A 439-nucleotide genomic window follows, 5' to 3' on the forward strand; every position below is an offset into this window, starting at 1 on the left:
AATCGCCCCGGGCAGTGAACTCCATCAATCTTGCCCCGCCATCGTAACAGGCCTTGAGCACCTTTTTGCCCAACGCTATATCGGGGTGGTAAAAAAGAGGGACCATTCCTGTATCCCTCATTGCGTTCACTACATCAATTCTTGAAAATTGTGCCATTTTTATGTGCTTTGTGATTTTTTATCTGGCCACCCTTCCGGAGGCATCGCCACTCATCAATTTTTCTACTTCGGCCACTGTTGCCAAGTTGGCATCTCCCTTTATGGTATGCTTTAGGCAGGATGCCGCTACGGCAAAATCCAGTGCGTTCTGGTCGTCCTCAGGGTACTTGAGCAGTCCGTAGATCAATCCGCCCATAAAGGAGTCCCCTCCTCCGACACGGTCCACTATGTGGGTAATCTGGTATTCGGGGGACTTGTACATGGTCTTCCCGTCATAAAG

1 protein-coding gene and 1 pseudogene are annotated in these 439 nt (G+C 49.9%); both read right to left on the bottom strand.

The window, feature by feature from the left end; all coding sequences use genetic code 11:
* Nucleotides 1-157 (bottom strand): annotated as a pseudogene (locus ACXAFK_RS15185) (bifunctional 4-hydroxy-2-oxoglutarate aldolase/2-dehydro-3-deoxy-phosphogluconate aldolase); the annotation flags it as partial.
* 21 nt (nucleotides 158-178) lie between these two features.
* Nucleotides 179-439: PfkB family carbohydrate kinase (locus ACXAFK_RS15190; RefSeq protein ID WP_474958327.1), on the bottom strand; the 261-nt coding region annotated here is incomplete at its 5' end.

The sequence above is a fragment of the Flagellimonas sp. ABD4_174 genome (assembly GCF_056160185.1).